The organism is Quadrisphaera sp. RL12-1S (assembly GCF_014270065.1).
In the GTDB taxonomy this organism is placed as follows: Bacteria; Actinomycetota; Actinomycetes; order Actinomycetales; family Quadrisphaeraceae; genus Quadrisphaera.
The window spans coordinates 54,355-70,510 of sequence record NZ_JACNME010000010.1 but is presented as its reverse complement, the minus strand read 5'-3'; the positions used below and the strand labels follow the sequence as shown (position 1 = coordinate 70,510).

The window sequence follows — 16,156 nt, the reverse complement described above, 5'->3', positions numbered from 1 at the left end:
CGAGGGGGTCGCTCCAGGATGGTCACCGCCGACGAGCTCACCGCTGAGCACCCGGTCCACCCGGTCGCGGCCGCTGACGTCGCCGAGCGGGTCGCGGCCTCGGGTCGCGTGCTCGTGGTCCTCGACGACGACCCCACGGGCACCCAGTCCGTCCACGGGGTCCCCGTGCTCACCCGCTGGACCGAGGACGACCTCGCCTGGGGCCTGCGGCAGGGCGCGCCCTGCGTGTACGTCCTCACCAACACCCGGGCCCTCGGCCCCGACGACGCCGCCCGCACCGACCGCGAGGTCGTCACCGCCGGGGTGGCCGCCGCCCGCGCGCTCGGGGTGGACGTCGGCTTCGTCTCCCGCAGCGACAGCACGCTGCGCGGCCACTTCCCCCTCGAGACCGACGTCATCACCGCGACCCTGCGCGAGCTCGGGGAGCCCGTGCCCGACGCGGTGCTCGTCGTCCCCGCGTTCCCCGACGCCGGCCGCATCACCGTCGACGCCGTCCACTACTGGTGCACCGGCGGCACCTGCACCCCGGTGGGCGAGACGGAGTTCGCCCGTGACGCCACCTTCGGGTACCGCTCCTCGGACCTGCGCGACTGGGTGGCGGAGAAGAGCGCTGCCGTCGGGAGCGCCACGCCCGTCGTGGCCGCCGACGTGCTCGCGCTCACCCTCGCCGACCTGCGCCGGGGCCCCGAGGCCGCCGCGGCCGTCCTGCGCGAGGCCCGGGACGGGCGCGTCGTGGTGGTCGACGCCGCCTGCGAGGACGACCTGCGCGTCCTGGCCCTCGCCGAGGAGCTCCTCGCGGGGGAGGGACGCCGGTTCCTCCACCGCGTGGGACCGCCGTTCGTGCGGGCCCGCGTGGGCATGGAGCCCCGCGAGCCCCTGAGCCGCGCGGAGGTCCCGCTCGGGGACGCCCGCGGCGGGCTCGTCGTCGTCGGGTCCCACGTGGGGCTGACCACCCGCCAGCTGCAGCGGCTGCGCGAGGGCCACCCGCTCGCCGACACCGTCGAGGTGGACGTGGCCGCCGTGCTCGACGACGGCCGCCGCGACGCCCACCTCGGCGCGGTGGTGGAGCGGCTGGTGGCGGCGCTGCGCGAGGGCGACGCCGTGTTCAGCACCTCGCGGGTCCTCACCACCGGCGCCGACGCGGCCGCCAGCCTCGACATCGCCGTCGCGGTCTCGCGCGCCGTGGTCGAGGTGGTGCGGGGTGTGGTCGCGCGGACCGCGCCGCGCTTCGTGGTGGCCAAGGGCGGCATCACCTCCAGCGACGTCGCCCGGTACGGGCTCGGCATCCGCCGCGCCGTGGTCCGCGGGCCGCTGCTGCCGGGCATCGTCTCGCTGTGGGAGCCCGTGGAGGGGCCCGCCGCCGGCGTCCCGTACGTGGTCTTCGCGGGGAACGTCGGTGACGACGGGTCGCTGCTCGCCGTGGTCCGCACCCTGTCCGCCGCGCCCTGACCGACCCCCACCCGTTCGCCCCCGCCTGCGACCACGGCCGCTGACCACTCCGGAGGACCCGACGATGAGCAGCAGCACCCCCACCACAGCGGTGCTCGGCCTGGGCGCCATGGGGCTGCCCATGGCCACCCGCCTGGCCACGGCCCTGCCCGTGCGCGGCTACGACCCCGCACCCGCGCGGCTCGAGCTGGCCGCGCAGGCCGGCGTCCGGACGGCCGGCTCCGCCGCCGACGCGGTCCGCGGGGCCGCCGTGGTGCTCGTGGCCGTGCGCGACGCCGCCCAGCTCGACGCCCTCCTCTTCGGCACGGCCGACGACGACGGCATCGCCGGCCACCTCGAGCCCGGCTGCGCCGTCGTCCTGACCAGCACGGTGGGCACCGACGGCATCGCGGAGCTGGCCGCGCGCCTGGCCGAGCGCGGCGCCGACCTGGTCGACGCGCCCCTGTCCGGCGGGCCCGCCCGCGCGGGCGCCGGTGACCTGCTCGTGGTGGTCGGCGGCACCCCGCGGGCCCGCGCCACGGCGGCACCCGTGCTGGACCTGCTGGCCTCCACGCTCACCGTGGTGGGGGACGCCGCCGGCGACGGCCAGGCCCTCAAGACCGTCAACCAGCTGCTCTGCGGCGTGCACATCGCCGCCGCGGCGGAGGCCCTGGCCCTCGCCGAGGCGCTCGGGCTGGACCGTGAGCGCGCGCTCGAGGCGCTCGGCGCGGGGGCGGCGGCCTCGTTCATGCTGGGCGACCGCGGACCGCGGATGCTGCTGGCGCACGACCCCGACGGCGCCGAGGTGCGCAGCCGCCTCGACATCTTCGTCAAGGACCTCGGCATCGTCGGGGACGCCGCCCGCCGGGCGCACCTGGCCGCGCCCGTGGCGGCGGCTGCTGAGCAGCTGTTCCTGCTGGGGGAGGCCGCGGGCCTCGGCGAGGCCGACGACTCCTCCGTCATCCGCGTGCTCTCCCCGCGCCGCCGCTCCTGACGGCCGTGGGGCGCTCGTCGTCGTCGTTACTGTGGCGGGCTCACCCACCACGCACGGAGGTCCCGGTTGGCGCGCGAGTCCCTGGTCGACGTCGTGGTGGCCGCGCTCCTGGAGCGCGTCGCTGACGGGCGCACGCCGCCGGGTGAGCTGCTGCCGCCCGAGGCGGAGCTGGCCGAGGAGAACGAGGTCAGCCGCCTCACGCTGCGCGAGGCGCTGAAGGTGCTCCAGGCGCAGGGCGTGGTCGAGGTCGAGCGCGGGCGCGGCACGCGCGTGCGGCCGACGGCCCAGTGGAGCTCGATCCGCGCCGTCGCCCACGTGCACGACCGCTCCGGCGGCGCCGACGCCCCGCTGCACCTGCTGCAGCTGCGGCGGATGGTGGAGACGGGGGCCGCCGAGCTCGCGGCCGCCCACCGCACCGACCACGACCTCGCCGAGCTGGAGCGGCACCTCGCCGCCATGCGCACCGCCCACGACGGGGGCGACGTCGAGGCGTTCGTGGCGGCGGACATCGCCTTCCACGACGTGGTGCTCCACGCCTCCGGCAACCCGTTCGTGGCGGTGCTGCTCGGGCCGCTGTCCGCCGTGCTGCGCGCGCGCCGCCACGAGACCTCGCAGCACGAGCCGGTGCAGGTCCACGCCATCGCCGAGCACGCCGGCGTGCTCGACGCGCTGCGCGACGGCGACGCCGCAGCGTCGCGGGCCGCCATGGAGTCGCACATGGACCAGACGCTGCGCGACCTGCAGCGCTACGTGCTCCGCTGACCGCCGCACCCGGCCCTGATCGCCCCGGCCGGCCGGCCGTCGATGTCCCGGCTGGCTGTCGCCGCTGGCAGGGTCGGCTGGCTGTCGCCGCTGGCAGCGTCGGCTGGCGGTCGTCGCTGGCCGGTTGAGCTGGCCGGTTGAGCTGGCCGCCTCCGCCCTCTGAGCGACGGCGTCAGCGCCCCGGGCGCTCCCGCGACTGACCGCGGTCACCTGCGGATGTCGCGGCCCAGGACGAGGGCACAGCGGCGACTGACCGCGGTCACCTGCGGACGTTCCGGCCCAGGAACAGCCCTCCGAAACTGACCGCGGTCAGTCGCGGTGGTGAGTCGCAGTGTTGGGGAGCGCCGCGGGGCGGCAGAGCCGGACCGCCCCACCAGCCCGGACCGCCCCGGCCGGCCGGCCATCGCTGTCCCGGCTGGCCGTCCCGCCCTTCGAGCGACGGCGTCAGCGCCCCGGGCGCTCCCGCGACTGACCGCGGTCACCTGCGGACGTCCCGGCCCAGGAACAGCCCGCCGCAACTGACCGCGGTCACCCCCGGAGCTGACCGCGGTCAGTTGCGGTGGGCAGGCGCGGTGGTGGGGAGCGCCGCGGGGCGGCGAAGCCCGACGGCCCCACCGCCCCACGGCCCCGCGGCCCCACCGCCCCACGGCCCCACCGCCTCACCGCCCCGCCGGCCCATCGCCAGGACTCCGCGCACCGTCAGGACCTCGAGTCCGGATCCGCCCAGACAGGTCCAGACCCTGCGGCCTCGTCCTGGCACGGTGCAGACGTGCGCATCCCGGGAGCCACCTCTCGCTGTGCGCAGAACGCCCATGATCACGGTGGGGTGTGCGCGCAACGCCCATGATCACGGTCAGGGGAGCGGGAGCCTCGACAGGGCGTCGGTGAGCCAGGGGGCCACGAGCACCACCGGCGGCAGCACGAGCACCCCGGCGGCGAGCGCGCAGACGCCGACGGAGCGCCACCGCGCGGTGGGCGCCGCGGCGAGCCGGGCCAGCCGGAGGGCGCGCTGGGCGGCGAGCGCGTCGTCGTCGGGGGCGCGGTGGGCCTCGGTGTCCGCGGCAGCCAGCGCGCCGACGCCCGGGTCGACGGCGCCGCCCAGCAGCTCCAGCGCCGAGCGCAGCGGTCCCGCGCCCCCGCAGCGGCGGCGGGCGGCGTCGTCCGCGGCGGCCTCCAGCAGCAGCTCCACCGCGCCGAGCGCGCGGTCGTTGCGCAGCGGTCGCGGCACGGCCCGGTGGAACGCCGCGAACGACTCCAGCACCACGTCGTGCCGGGCGTCCAGGTGGGCCTGCTCGTGCGCCAGCACCGCGCGCAGCTGCTCGGTGTCCAGCAGCCGCAGCGCACCGTCGGTCACCACCACGCGGGGGCTGCGGCCCGGCAGCCCGTAGGCCAGGGGCAGGGGAGCGCCGAGCACGCGCAGCTGGCGCTGGTCAGCGGTGAGGTCGCTGGCCAGGGCGGCGCTGCGCTCGGCGTCGTCGAGGAGGTCCAGCAGCGCGCGGTGCCGGGCGCGCCGCGCCGCCGACCGCCGCATCACCCCGACCAGGCTCACCACCAGGCGCGTGACGATGAGCAGCGCCACCGCCAGCGCGGCGGACAGCCCCCACGCGGCGGCGGTCGGGCCGGCGCTGAGCGCCCCGCTGATCTCCTCGGGCGCGATGAGGACGACGGCGACGGCGCTCAGCACCGAGGCCGCCACCACCGCCTGCCACAGCACCACCGACGCCCGGGGGGTGGCCGCCGCCCAGCGGGCGCGCGCCAGCGGCGCGGGCACCACGAGGGACAGCACTAGGCCCAGCAGGCCCAGTGCGAAGGCGGTCATGGCTGCGAGCCTGCCAGTGCCGGGCTCGGCCGGGGGCCGCGCGGCCGTCGGCGCTCGGTCAGCCGGCGGCGTCGAGGGCGGCCCGGAGCGCCGCGACGCCCTGCGGGCCCACTCGGCCCACGAAGTGCACCAGCGCCGCGTCGCGCGCGGACGGGTCCGGGGCGGAGCCGAGCGCCTCGAGCATGAGGGCGGCGGTGAGCTCCTCGCGGGTCTGCACGGGGGAGTAGCGGAAGGCGCGGCCGTCGCGCTCCTGGCGGACCACGCCCTTCTTGGCCAGCCGGTCGAGCACGGTCATGACGGTCGTGTAGGCGAGGTCGTCACCGCTGGTGCGCAGCTCCTCGTGGACCTGGCGGACCGTCAGCGGCGCGTCCGAGGCCCACAGCCTGGCCATGACGTCGCGCTCGAGCGCGCCGCCCACGGGTCCGCCGACCTTGCCGGCTCCCGCCGTCCCTGCTGCTGCCACGCCGTCGATGGTAACCGCACCGTGTGACGAGTACGACAGCTGACGTACTACGGAAGTGAGTACTACGCGCCGTAGTATTGATCCGTGGACGTCGTGGACATCACCCGCCTCCAGTTCGCCGTCGTGACGATCTACCACTACCTCTTCGTGCCGCTGTCGATCAGCCTGGCCGGCCTCACCGCCGGCCTGCAGACCGCCTCGGTGCTCACCAGGGACCCCGAGCGCGCCCAGCGGCTGCGCCGCTCCACGCTCTTCACGGGCAAGCTGCTGCTGGTCACCTTCGCCGTCGGCGTCGTCACCGGCCTGGTGCAGGAGTTCCAGTTCGGGATGGGATGGTCCGCCTTCGCGCGCTTCTACGGCGACGTCTTCGGTCCCACCCTGGCCATCGAGGGCATGCTCGCCTTCTTCCTCGAGGCCACCTTCCTGGGCCTGTGGTTCTTCGGCTGGGACCGCCTGCCGCGCCCGGTGCACCTCGCGACCATCTGGGTGGTCGCCGTCGGCACCCTGGTCAGCGCCTACGTCATCCTCGGCGCCAACTCCTTCATGCAGCACCCCGTGGCCTACGCGCTCGACCCGGCCACGGGCCGCGCGCACCTGAGCAGCTTCGCCGAGCTCATGACCAACCCCGTGCTGCTTGCGACGTTCCCGCACACCATCGCGGGCGCGGCCATGCTCGGCGGCGCGCTGCTGCTCTCGGTCGGCTCGTACCGCCGCTGGACCGCCTCCTGGACGCCCCGGCCGGGTGCGCGCGTGCGCTCGGCGGACCCCGACCAGCGCGCCTTCGCCGGCATCGCCCGCCTCGGCGCCTGGACCACCGTGGCCGGCGGCCTGGCCACCGCCCTCACCGGCGACACCCTCGGCAAGGTCATGACGTCGGTGCAGCCCATGAAGATGGCCGCCGCCGAGGCGCTCTACACCACCACCACCGGCGCGCCGTTCAGCCTGCTCACCATCGGCAGCCTCGACGGATCGCGCCCGGTCTTCAGCCTCGACCTGCCCTACCTGCTGTCGTTCCTGGCCACGGGAGACTTCCACTCCACCGTCCGGGGCATCAACGACCTGCAGGCCCAGTACTCCCAGACCTACGGCCCGGGCGACTACGCCCCCGTCATCCCCGTGGCCTACTGGTCCTTCCGCGCCATGATCACCATCGGGCTGCTGGCGGCGCTCGTCGCCGGCGTCTACCTCTGGCTCACCCGCAAGGGCCTCGACCCCCGCGAGCCGAAGGCCAGCGCCCTGCCGTTCATGAGCCAGCGCCTCTTCCCCCGCCCGCTCGTGCAGATCTCGCTGCGCATGCTGCCCACGCTGCCGCTGCTGCCCGCCGCCGCCGGCACCGCCGGGTGGGTCTTCACCGAGACCGCCCGCCAGCCCTGGCTCGCGTTCGGCCTCACGCTCACCAAGGACGGGGTCTCCCCGGGGCTGACCGCCGGTGAGGCGTGGCTCAGCCTGGCCGCCTTCACCGCCGTCTACGGCGTCCTCGCCGTCGTCTGGCTGCGGCTGGTCAGGCACCTCGTCTCCCGGGACCTGGCCGAGCCGCCGTCCCGGCCCGTCGCCGCCGCCCCCTCCGCTGGCGACGACGACGACGAGCGCGCGCCCCAGCCCGCCCCTGCGGCGGCGCAGCGCGCAGCCGTCCCCACGTACTGACCCGACCACCTGCCGGACAGGAGCTGCTGAGCCGTGGACCTCGTGACCGTCTGGTTCGCCGTCGTCGTGCTGTGCTGGGTGCTGTTCTTCACCCTCGAGGGGTTCGACTTCGGCGTCGGCGTGCTCGCGCCCCTCGTGGGCCGCGACGAGCACGAGCGCGGCGCCGCCCTGAAGACCATCGGCCCGTTCTGGGACGGCAACGAGGTGTGGCTGGTCGCGGCGGTCGGCGTCACCTACGCCGCGTTCCCCGCCTGGTACACCGCCCTGCTGTCCGGCACGTACCTGCCGATGGTCGGGGTGCTGCTGCTCCTGGCCGGGCGCGGCGTGGCCCTGGAGTTCCGCGGCAAGCACGCCGACCCGCGCTGGCGGCGCCGCTGCGAGGTGGTGCTGGCGCTCTGCTCGGCCGGCGTGGTGGCGCTGTGGGGCGCGCTGCTGTCGGTGTTCGTGCGCGGCCTGGCCCTCGGCGCCGACGGGTCGGTCCTGGCCCGGCCGGGGCTGGTCGCCGGCCTGTCGCGCACCGTCGCCCCCCTGCTCACCGCCGAGGCGGCCCTGGGAGCGGTGGCCGCCCTCGTCTTCTCGCTGCTCCTGGGCGCCTGCTTCCTCGCCCTGCGGACCACCGGTCCGGTGCGGGTCCGCGCGCACCGCGTCGCCGCGCTCGCCGCGACGGCCGTGGCGGCGCTGGGCGCCGTCGTGGCCGTCGCCGGCCTGGCCGGCACCGAGCCGCTCGACGTCGGGCTCGTGGTGACCGGTGCGGCGGTGGCGGCCGGCGCCGTGGTGGTGGCCGCTGCGGTGCGGCTGCGCCGCGAGGGCGTGGCGTTCGCGCTGGCGTCGCTGCTCGTGGCCGGTGTCGTCGTCGCGGTCCTGCTGGCGAACGGTGACGTGGTGCTGCCGAGCACGCTCGACCCGGCCTGGTCCCTGACCAGGGAGTCCGCCGCGGCGACGCCCGCGGCGCTGGGGCTGGTCACGGCCTTCGGTGCGGTGGCGGTGCCGGGTGTGGTGGTCTACCAGGTGTGGTCGTACTGGGTGTTCCGCCGCCGCGTCGCCAGCGAGCGGGTCGCCACCGCCTGACCCTGGCCGCCGCCACCCTCCGTGATCATGGGCGCTAGTCACCCCGCGCGCGCCAGCCGCGGCCCCGTCGACCCGCGGCTGCTGCGCCACGCGCGCGCCGCCCGCCGCCCCGTCGCCGGCCTCGTGCTCGTCGGGGCGGCGCAGGTGCTGGTCACGCTGCTGGTGGCGGCCACGGCCGCCGGCGTCGTCGTCAGCCTCGCGGTGGCCGCGCGCGACGGGGCCCCGCCGTCACCGGCCGGGTACGGCCTGCCCGCCTGGCTGCCCGGGACGGGCGTGCAGCTGGCAGTGCTCGCCGGGGCGTTCCTCGCCCGGGCGCTGCTGGCCCGCGCGGAGTCGGTGCTGTCCGCCCGGGCCGGCTCCGCCGCCGTGGACGAGCTGCGCACGGCGGTGCTCGAGGCGGCGCTGCGCCGCGGCCCCGCCTGGGTGGCGTCCCACGGCGCCGGGCGCCTGCGCGCCCTGGTCGCCGCGACCAGCGGTCCCGGCGGCAGCGGCGGCGGGGGAGCGGCCGGGCTCGACGCGCTCCGGCCGTGGTTCTCCGGGTACCTGCCCTCGCTGGTGGTCGGCGCGCTGCTGCCGCCCGTGGTGGTGCTCGTGCTGCTGGCCGTCGACTGGCGCTCGGCGCTGCTCGTGCTGGTGACGCTGCCGCTGGTGCCGGTCTTCGCGATCCTCATCGGCTGGGCCACGCAGCGGCGCGCTGCGGAGCGCGTGGAGGAGGGCGCCCGGCTGGCGGGGCACTTCCTCGACGTGGTGCGCGGTCTGGCCCTGCTGCGGGTGCACGGCCGGGCGCAGCGGCAGGTCGGGGAGGTCGCCGCGACCACCGAGCGCCACCGCGAGGCGACGCTGCGGGTGCTGCGGGTGGCGTTCTTGTCCTCCACCGCGCTCGACCTGGTCGGCACCCTCTCGGTGGGGCTGGTGGCGGTGGAGGCCGGCCTGCGCGTGGCCGACGGGTCGATGGCGCTGGCGCCCGCCCTGCTGGCGATCCTGCTCGCGCCCGAGGCGTACCGGCCGCTGCGCGAGGTGGGGGCCCGCTTCCACGCCTCCGCCGACGCCGCCGCCGTCATCGCCGAGGTGGACGCCGTCCTCACCGCCCCGGACCCCGACCGTGATCATGGGACTCCCGTCCGTGGAGTCAGCGAGCAGGCACCCTCCGTGAGTGGCTCCGACCTGCGCGTGCGGCATGCCGGCCGGTCCGTCGACGCGCTCTCCCTCGACGCGGTGTCCGTGCGCGGTGGCGAGCTGGTCGCGCTGCGGGGTCCCTCCGGCGCCGGCAAGACCACCCTCCTGCGGGCGCTCGCCGGCGTGCAGCCGCTCGCCGCGGGGTCGGTCAGCGTGACCGGCCGGGTGCTGCTGCTCACGCAGGACCCGCTGCTGCCCCACGCCCGCACCGTCCGCGACGCCCTCCTGCTCGACGAGGAGCTGGCCGCGCAGCTGGCCGACGACGACGAGGACGAGGACGACGACGGGCCCGGGCGAGGCTCGGGCCTCCCCGCCGACGCCGAGCTGCTGGACGCCCTCGAGCTGGTCGGGCTGCGCGCCGAGGTGGAGGCGCTGCCCGCCGGCCTGGGCACGCCGGTCGGCGAGCGCGCGGCGGGCCTGTCCACCGGGCAGCGGCAGCGCCTGGCCCTGGCGCGGGTGCTGCGCGCGGCGGGGCGCCGTCCGGCGGTGCTCCTGCTCGACGAGCCGACCGCCCACCTCGACACCGCCGCGGAGGCCCGCGTGGTGACCGCGCTGCGCGCCGCCGCGGACGCCGGCAGCGCCGTGCTCGTGGCCGCGCACCGCCCGGCGCTGCTGGCCGCGGTGCACAGGACCGTCGCCGTGGTGCCGCCCGCCCCCACCACCGCGTCCACGACCACCCCGTCCACCACCCCGTCCACCACCCCGTCCGTGATCATGGGCGTCGTGCACACGGATGTGCAGAACGCCCATGATCACGGGGGGTCTGCGCAGAACGCCCATGATCACGGTGGGGAGGCGGAGAGGCCGGGCTGGTGGGGGCGGACGCTCCGGGCGGCCGGGCGCCGGCCCGGTACCGCCGTCGCGCTGGGCTCCGCCTCCTGGCTCGCGGGCGCGGCCCTCACCGCCGCCGCCACCTGGCTGCTCGTGCGCGCCTCGACCCTGCCGCCCGTGCTCACCCTGTCCGCCGCCGTCGTCACCGTGCGCGGCAGCGCCGTCGCCCGCCCGCTGCTGCGCTACCTTGAGCGCCTCGCCTCCCACGAGGTCGCCCTGCGCCGCCTGGCCCGCTGGCGCTCGCAGGTGCTGGCCGACCTCGTCCCGCGCGTCCCCGGACCGGGGCCGCTGCGCCGCGGCGACCTGCTCACCCGCCTCGTGGGGGACGTCGACGCCCGACTCGACGGGCTCCTGCGCGGCCGGCTCCCCGCGGCCGCGGCGCTGGCGGCGGTCGTCGTCGTCCTCGGCGTGCTGGCCGTGCTCGACCCGCTGGCCTCGCTGGGCGCCGCCGCGGGGTTCGCCGTCGCCGCCCTGGCCGCTCCCGCGCTGGGCGCCCGCGCCGCCCGGCGCACCGACGCCGCCCTCGCCGCGGAGCGGGCGGCCCTCGCCGACGCCGCCGTGGAGACCGTCGACGCCGTCGACGAGCTGGCCGCCCGAGCCACCGCCGGAGGAGCGCGGACCGCGCTGGCCGTGCCCCGCGCCCGCGGCCGCGACCTGGCCGCCGCCGAGGTCCGCGCAGCGGGCGGCGCCGGCACCGCCACGGCGCTCGCGCACCTGGGCTCCGGTCTCGCGGTGGTCGCGGCAGCCGCCGGCGCGCTGGCGTCGGTGACGGCCGGGGCGCTGGGCGCGGAGGGCGCGGCCGTCGTCGTCCTCGTGGTGCTGGCGCTCGGCGAGCCGGTGCTGGGCCTGGTCGACGCCGCGGTCGCACGCGAGCGCTCCCGGGCGGCCGAGCGGCGGCTGGCGGCCGTGGCCGAGCAGGCGCCGTCGGTGGACGAGCGGACCGGGCGCAGCGCCGACGTGCCCGCCCGGTCCGCGCTCGTCGTCCGCGGGCTCGTCGCGGGCTGGGACCCGCAGCGCCCGCCCGCCCTCACCGGGCTCGACCTCGACCTCCCGCCCGGGCAGCGCGTCGCGGTGCTCGGGCCGTCCGGGTCGGGCAAGTCGACGCTGGGCGCGGTGGTGGTCCGACTGCTCGACCCGCGCGCCGGCACGGTGACCCTGGGCGGCGTGGACGTGCGCGCGCTCGACCCGGCCGCTGTCCGCCGCCGCATCGGGCTGGTGAGCGAGGCCACCGAGCACCTGTTCGCCACCACGCTGCGCGCCAACCTCGCGCTCGCGGCCCCTGACGCCGACGACGCCGAGCTCGTGGCCGTCCTGCGGCGCGTGCGCCTCGGCGACTGGTTCGCCCGGCTGCCCGACGGCCTGGACACCTGGCTCGGTGACGGCGGCTCCACCGTCAGCGGCGGCGAGCGGCGCCGGCTCGCGGCCGCCCGGGCGCTGCTGCCCCGGCCCGACGTCCTCGTCCTCGACGAGCCCACCGAGGGCCTCGACGAGCCCACCGCCCAGGCGCTGGTCGCCGACCTGCTCGGAGACGAGCACGACGACGACGAGGGCGGTCAGCGGCCGAGCGTGCTGCTGCTCACGCACCGGCCCGAGGGCGTGGACCGCTGCGACGCCGTCCTCGACCTCGGTGCCGCGCTCACCGCGCCGGCGACGCCGGCGCGGGGTGGCCGAGCCGTCGGCACGACCTGAGGGCCCCTCCGCGGTCAGCCGTGCTGCCGGCCCTGCCCCTGGCTCGGGCCCTTCCCCTGGCTCGTGGCCTGTCCGGGCGCCTCGCCGCTGCGGCCGGGACCGGTGGCCCGCCCCGCGGAGGGACCCTGACCCGCACCCTGGTCTGAGCCCTGACCTGCGCCCTGTCCAGCACCCTGCGCCGGTGCCGCGCTGGGTGCCGGCTGCTGCGCCGGCGCCGGTGACTGGCTCTGCCCGGAGCCGGGCCCGCCGCGCCCCGCGTCGCCGCCCCCACCACTGCCCGTCGGGGACGGATCTGACGGGGTGCTGTCCTGGTCCGATCCCACCCCCGGGTCCGTCGGCGCGGACGACCCCGCGCCCGCTGCGGCCCCGGTCGCCACCGACGCGGGGGAGGCGGCGGAGCCGGCAACGGTCCCGTCGTCGCCGGCGGGGGTCCCGCCGTCGTCGTCGGCCGCCGCCGTGCGACCCGTGGTGACGGCCGGCACCGCGCTGCTGCCCGCGCCGCGGGAGGTCTGCGCGGCGCTCGCCGACGGCGCAGCCGGGGCGACGGTGCTGGAGGTGGTCTCCACTGCGTCCGACGACCCGCCGGCGGTGGTCAGCAGCACGGGCGTGCGGGGCTCGACGCCCCGGCCGGTGGTCGTCGCCCCGGGAGCCGCCCGGTCGGGAGACCAGCCGCCCAGGGCCAGGCCGACGACGAGCACCGCCCCGGCGAGCGCCGCCGCCCGGCGCCGGCCGCGCCGCGGTCCGGGTGGTAGCGCCGGAACGCCACCGGCGCGGCCGCCGGCGAGGGGGGCACGGGCGGCCCGTCTGCTGGGAGCCGTGCCTGCCAGCGCCGCGAGCAGGTCGTCGCGGAACGCCAGGGCGTCGGGCTGCCGGTCGTCGCGCTGCTTGGACAGCGCCGTGAGCACCACCCGGTCCAGCTGGTCGCTGATGGTGCTGTCGTACCGGCTGGGCGGCGCCGGCAGCTCCCCGACGTGCTGGTAGACCACCGCGAGGGCGGACTCCCCGGTGAACGGCGGCCGCCCGGTGAGCAGCTCGTGCAGCAGGCAGCCGACGGAGTACAGGTCGGTGCGGGCGTCGACCGCCTCGCCGCGCGCCTGCTCGGGGGAGAGGTACTGCGCGGTGCCGACGACGGCGCTGCCGTGCGTGAGGGTCAGCGAGGAGTCGGCCACGGCCCGGGCGATGCCGAAGTCCATGACCTTGATGCCGCCGGTGGGCGTGACCATGACGTTGGCGGGCTTGACGTCCCGGTGGACGATCCCGGCGTCGTGGGCGGCCTGCAGCGCGGTGAGCACCCCGGCGGTGATCTCCACGGCGCGCTCGGCGCCCAGCCCGGACTCCCCGGAGGCGGCGGCCTCGTCGAGCAGCTCGCGCACCGTGCGGCCCGCCACGAGCTCCATGACGATGTAGGGCGTGCGGACCTGCGCACCGCCGGACTCGGTCCGCACGTCCTCGCCGCTGTCGTACACGGTGACGACCGCGGGGTGGTCCACCAGCGCCGTGGACTGCGCCTCGCGGCGGAAGCGCGCCTGGAACGAGGGGTCGCGCCCCAGCTCCGAGCGGAGCAGCTTCACGGCGACCCGGCGGCCGAGGCGCCGGTCGAGGGCGGCGTGGACCTCCGCCATGCCACCCCGCCCCAGCAGCTCGGCCAGCTCGTACCGGTCTGCGAGCACGCGCGGGGACTGGCTCACGGCCACCACGTCCGACTCCCTCGCACCTCGACGGTCCCTGGGGCTCCCCAGCCGTCACCGGTGGCGGGAGCACCCGCCACCGTCACCTGGTGCCGGTGGCGAGCGTCTCGCACCGCGGGCCGCAGTGCCCACTCGAAGGACCCCGGCCGGACCCCCGGCCGACCCGGCGCCGGTCAGCAGCCGGTCGAGCAGCTGGTCGAGCAGCCGGTCAGGAGGTGGCCCTGCGCAGGGTGATGACCACGCCCTTCGACGTCGGGGTGCCGCTCTGGTCCGCCTGCGAGTCCAGCGGCACCAGCGGGTTGGTCTCGGGGTAGTACGCCGCCGCCGAGCCTCGCGAGGTGTCGTACAGCACCACCCGGAAGTCGTGGGCGACGCGGTCCACGCCGTCCTCCCACACGCCCACCAGGTCCACGTGGTCGCCGTCGGCCAGGCCCCGGTCACGGGCGTCCTCGCGGTTGAGGAACACCACGCGGCGCCCGCCGGAGATGCCGCGGTAGCGGTCGTCCAGCCCGTAGACCGTGGTGTTGTACTGGTCGTGGCTGCGCAGCGTCTGCAGCACCAGCTGGTCGTCGGCCACGGTGAGCACCGACAGCGGCACCACCGAGAACACGCCCTTGCCGCTGGCCGTGGTGAACGTGCGGGTGTCGCGCGGTGCGTGCGGCAGCTGGAAGCCGCCCGGGGCCCGCACCTTGGCGTCGTAGTCCTCGCAGCCCGGCACCACCGCCGCGATGTGGCGGCGCACGGCGGAGTAGTCCTCCGCGAACCCGGCCCAGTCGATGGACCCGGTCGCGTCGTCGCGGTCGCGCAGGGTGGCAGCGGCGATCCCAGAGATGATCGAGACCTCGCTGAGCACGCCCGGCGCCGGCGGGGCCAGGCGCCCGCGGCTGGCGTGCACCATCGACATCGAGTCCTCGACGGTGACGAACTGCTCGCGCGTCTGCGCGCCGGCGCCGCGGACGTCGCGCTCGGTGCGGCCCAGCGTCGGCAGCACGATCGCCGTCGTCCCGGCCACCGCGTGCGACCGGTTCAGCTTGGTGGACACGTGCACGGTCATGGCGCAGTTCCGCAGCGCAGCCTCGGTGGCGCCGGTGTCGGGAGCGGCCTGCACGAAGTTGCCGCCCATGCCCAGGAAGAACTGCACCTCGCCGTCGCGCATGGCGCGGATGGTGTCGACGGTGTCGTGACCGTGCCGGCGGGGCGGGTCGAAGCCGAACTCGTCGCGGACCGCGTCGAGGAAGGAGTCGGGCGACTTCTCCCAGATCCCCATCGTCCGGTCGCCCTGGACGTTGGAGTGGCCGCGCACGGGGCACACGCCCGAGCCGGGCAGGCCGATGGCACCGGTCGCCAGGTGCAGGTTGACGATCTCCTTGATCGTCCCCACGGCGTTCCTGTGCTGGGTGATGCCCATCGCCCAGCAGGTGATGAACCGCGGGGAGGCCACCACCAGGGCGGTCGCCTCGTCGAGCTGGGCCTCGGTGAGACCGGTGGCGGCGAGCACCTCGGACTTGTCCGTGGAGCGGACGTGCTCGGCCCACGCCTCGAACCCGGAGGTCTGCGCCTCGACGAACGCCCGGTCCAGCCGCCCGGCCTCGACCACCGCGCGTCCGAACCACTGGAACAGGGCCAGGTCTCCGTTGGCGCGGATCGGCAGGTGCAGGTCGGCCAGGTGCTCGCCCTTGAGCAGCCCCTTCGGCGTCTGCGGGTTGCGGAACGCCATCAGCCCGGCCTCGGGCAGCGGGTTGACGGCGAGGATCTTCGCGCCGGTCTTCTTGGCCCTCTCCAGCGCCGACAGCATGCGCGGGTGGTTGGTGCCCGGGTTCTGCCCGGCGATGATGACGAGGTCGGTGTCGTAGAAGTCGTGCAGGTGCACGCTGCCCTTGCCCACGCCGATCGTCTCGGCGAGCGCCACCGACGTCGACTCGTGGCACATGTTCGAGCAGTCGGGCAGGTTGTTGGTGCCGAAGGCCCGCGCGAAGAGCTGGTAGGCGAACGCCGCCTCGTTGGACGTGCGCCCGGAGGTGTAGAACGCCGCCGCGTCAGGGCTGGGCAGCGAGCGCAGCTGCTCGCCGATGAGCTCGAACGCCTCGGAGTAGCTGATGGGCTCGTAGTGGTCCGAGCCGGGGCGGCGGACGACGGGCTCGGTGAGGCGGCCCTGCTGGCCCAGCCAGTAGTCGCTGCGGCCGGCGAGGTCGTCGAGGGTGTGCCGCGCCCAGAAGTCGCGCGTCACGCGGCGCAGCGTCGCCTCCTCGGCGACGGCCTTCGCGCCGTTCTCGCAGAACTCGGCGGTGTGGCGGTGCTCCGGGTCGGGGTCGGGCCACGCGCAGCCCTGGCAGTCGAACCCGTCCACCTGGTTGAGGCGCAGGAGCGTGCGGGCCGTCCGCAGCGGACCCATCTGCTCCACGCCGTGCTGGAGGGCGACGACGACGGCGGTGGCGCCCGCGGCGTGGTCCTCGCGGCCGCGCACCCGCAGGGCGGCGTCGTCGACGTCGTCCTGCGGCGCAGCGGTGCGCACGGGGAGCTTGACCGGCCAGGGGAGCTTCGTCGCCACGTCGGCAGCCTAGATCAGGTCTGCAACCCGGCCCGGGGACTGATGC

General features: G+C 76.9%; 10 protein-coding genes. 6 read left to right on the top strand and 4 right to left on the bottom strand.

Translation table 11 applies throughout. From position 1 onward, the window contains the following. The first annotated feature begins 18 nt into the window (after positions 1-18). From H7K62_RS16365 to H7K62_RS16355, 3 genes are all read left to right on the top strand, one after another. Positions 19-1,449, top strand: coding sequence for a four-carbon acid sugar kinase family protein (locus H7K62_RS16365; RefSeq protein WP_186720300.1), 1,431 nt, complete (start codon positions 19-21; stop codon positions 1,447-1,449). Between the two features lie 64 nt (positions 1,450-1,513). After that, complete coding sequence (locus H7K62_RS16360; protein WP_186720298.1) at positions 1,514-2,422, top strand: NAD(P)-dependent oxidoreductase; 909 nt, start codon at positions 1,514-1,516, stop codon at positions 2,420-2,422. 66 nt (positions 2,423-2,488) lie between these two features. Then, a complete protein-coding gene (locus H7K62_RS16355; RefSeq protein WP_186720291.1) occupies positions 2,489-3,184 on the top strand; it encodes a FadR/GntR family transcriptional regulator in 696 nt (231 codons plus the stop codon). A gap of 853 nt (positions 3,185-4,037) precedes the next feature. Here H7K62_RS16355 and H7K62_RS16350 read toward each other — a convergent pair. Then, complete coding sequence (locus tag H7K62_RS16350) at positions 4,038-5,003, bottom strand: M48 family metalloprotease (protein WP_186720289.1); 966 nt, start codon at positions 5,001-5,003, stop codon at positions 4,038-4,040. A gap of 58 nt (positions 5,004-5,061) precedes the next feature. Then, entirely contained in the window at positions 5,062-5,394 is a 333-nt protein-coding gene (locus H7K62_RS16345) for a BlaI/MecI/CopY family transcriptional regulator (protein ID WP_186720453.1), read from the bottom strand. A gap of 156 nt (positions 5,395-5,550) precedes the next feature. Between H7K62_RS16345 and H7K62_RS16340 the strand changes: the two genes are divergently transcribed. From H7K62_RS16340 to cydC, 3 genes are read left to right on the top strand one after another with little or no spacing between them, the layout of a single operon-like run. Further along, positions 5,551-7,110: a cytochrome ubiquinol oxidase subunit I gene (locus H7K62_RS16340; protein WP_186720283.1), complete on the top strand. Its 1,560-nt coding sequence runs from the start codon at positions 5,551-5,553 to the stop codon at positions 7,108-7,110. Positions 7,111-7,143: 33 nt separating this feature from the next. After that, on the top strand, positions 7,144-8,178 hold the full coding sequence (cydB, locus tag H7K62_RS16335) for a cytochrome d ubiquinol oxidase subunit II (protein ID WP_186720281.1): 1,035 nt from the start codon (positions 7,144-7,146) through the stop codon (positions 8,176-8,178). A gap of 27 nt (positions 8,179-8,205) precedes the next feature. Continuing rightward, a complete protein-coding gene (gene cydC, locus H7K62_RS16330; RefSeq protein WP_186720279.1) occupies positions 8,206-11,874 on the top strand; it encodes a thiol reductant ABC exporter subunit CydC in 3,669 nt (1,222 codons plus the stop codon). Positions 11,875-11,888: 14 nt separating this feature from the next. On the opposite strand, the gene H7K62_RS16325 is transcribed toward cydC, so the two are convergent. Together H7K62_RS16325 and H7K62_RS16320 are read right to left on the bottom strand one after the other, a co-directional pair. Then, positions 11,889-13,562, bottom strand: coding sequence for a protein kinase domain-containing protein (locus H7K62_RS16325; protein WP_186720277.1), 1,674 nt, complete (start codon positions 13,560-13,562; stop codon positions 11,889-11,891). Positions 13,563-13,770: 208 nt separating this feature from the next. Further along, complete coding sequence (locus H7K62_RS16320) at positions 13,771-16,110, bottom strand: FdhF/YdeP family oxidoreductase (protein WP_222437733.1); 2,340 nt, start codon at positions 16,108-16,110, stop codon at positions 13,771-13,773. Between the last annotated feature and the right edge of the window lie 46 nt (positions 16,111-16,156).